The sequence below is a fragment of the Vibrio sp. 1401 genome (assembly GCF_033340295.1).
Map to the genome: position 1 here is coordinate 1 of NZ_JAWOWF010000106.1, position 2089 is coordinate 2089.

Genomic DNA, 2089 nt, shown 5'->3' on the forward strand with positions numbered 1-2089 from the left:
TTTAAAATACAAAACGCCCGATGAAGTACATCGAGCGTTTTAGTTAAAAAGTGTCAACCCATATCAGGACGGGTCACGGCCATCTCTGAAATCAGCTTAAACCACCAAGACAAATATACTTTGTCTCCAGATATTCATCGAGTCCTTGCTTAGCACCTTCCCGTCCAACACCCGACTCTTTAACTCCACCAAATGGAGCCACTTCAGTAGAGATGATCCCTTCATTAACTCCAACCATGCCGTACTCTAAACCTTCACTAAAAGTCACAATACGCTTCAAGCTATTCGTATAGAAATAGCAAGCCAAACCATATTCTGTATCGTTCGCCATTTCGAGAACTTGATAATCATTTTCAAAGGTAACAATAGGCAACACAGGCCCGAATAGCTCTTGCTGAACAATCGACATATTCTGCGTCACACTATCCAAAAGAACGGGCTCCATAAAGCGACCAGGCCGTCTCTGTGGAGAGTTAGCAATAGAGGCTCCTTCTTGTACAGCTTGATCGATCGCCGCCTCTAGTCGATGCTTAGAGGCCATCGTAATAACAGGACCTAATGTGACACCTTTCTCTAAACCATTTCCAAGCTTTAATTTGCTTAACTTCGACAATACTTTATCAATAAAAGCTTGTTTTACATTTTTATGAACATATAGCCGATTGGTACAAACACATGTTTGCCCCGCATTACGGAACTTCGACGCGACAAGCCCTTCCGCAGCCTCATCTAAGTCTGCATCTTCAAACACGATGAAAGGCGCATTACCACCCAACTCCATCGACACCGCCTTGACTGAATCACTGGCTTGCTTCATCAAAATTTTCCCAACGCGCGTAGACCCCGTAAAAGAGATCTTCTGAATCCTAGGATCAGTACTTAGTACTTGACCAAACTCAGCAGCCTGCTCCGACACCACGACAGAAAGCAGTTCTTTAGGGATACCAGCCTGATAAGCTAATTCAACAACAGCAATTGCAGTGAGAGGGGTAAGCTCTGATGGCTTGATCAACATGCCACAACCTGCCGCTAGGGCTGGTGCTGCTTTTCTTGTAATCATCGCAATAGGGAAGTTCCAAGGTGTAATTGCAGCGCATACTCCCACAGGCTGGCGAATTGCAGATAGACGTCTATCTGTCGTGGGGGCAGGAATAACTTCGCCATAAGCACGTTTTGCTTCTTCTGAGAACCACTCGACAAAAGAGGCACCATACATCACTTCCCCTTTGCTCTCAGCTAAAGGTTTACCCTGCTCTAAGGTAATAATCGTGGCTATGTCTTCTGCATTATCAAGAAGTAGTTGATACCACCCCCTCAAACGACGAGAGCGCTCTTTGGCACTTAATTTAGCCCAACGGACTTGCTCCGTTTTGCACTGACCAATGAGATCATCTAACTCATCAAGAGTACTAGGCTTTAACCGAATTAACTCTTGCTCAGTTGCAGGGTTGATGACCACAATTCCCTCTTCGGAAGACCATTGCTTAAATACAGATTTCAGCGTTTCATTTTTTATTTGTTGCATCATCAAACATACTCCTCAAGAACTCCTCTTAGGTTAATCGCTACTAGCAAGTTCAGCAAAGAAAACAAAGTTTTCTAAAAGGCATTAATTTTCGGAAGACTTAGCTCTCTTCCTCACTATATTTCGGGAAATTGCGTAATCCACGCAACGACGGTCCCGCTCTAAACATGGAAGCAATGAATGTTTGAGAAATAAGATGTAGAAAATTATTGTTTAAGAGAGACGCTAACAAAACGCGCAGTGAGGAAGACTATTCATTCTATTACGGTTGAGGGCGAGTGTTATAAAGACTCATTGTTCAAATGACCAATCTTTCAACGAGGACAGGATACAAACTCGGAGTAATTGGAAGTGCAGGCAGCAGGCTCATCTTCCTGAGAAACTCATGTGCCAAAAGGGTAAAGAAAGTCGTATTGTCTCGCCTTCAATGTGTAAATGCATTTCTAGGGGACACGACCAAACGAAAAAGCCCCAGTCTTTCGACTGGGGCTTAATATAAGTGGCGGAGTGGACGGGACTCGAACCCGCGACCCCCGGCGTGACAGGCCGGTATTCTAACCAACT

Annotated in this window: 1 protein-coding gene; it reads right to left on the reverse strand. The window is 44.4% G+C overall.

Annotation, left to right across the window (positions count from 1 at the left end):
* Positions 1 to 91: 91 nt before the first annotated feature.
* On the reverse strand, positions 92 to 1528 hold the full coding sequence (locus R7Z77_RS23885; RefSeq protein ID WP_081107536.1) for an NAD-dependent succinate-semialdehyde dehydrogenase: 1437 nt from the start codon (positions 1526 to 1528) through the stop codon (positions 92 to 94).
* Positions 1529 to 2089: the final 561 nt, after the last annotated feature.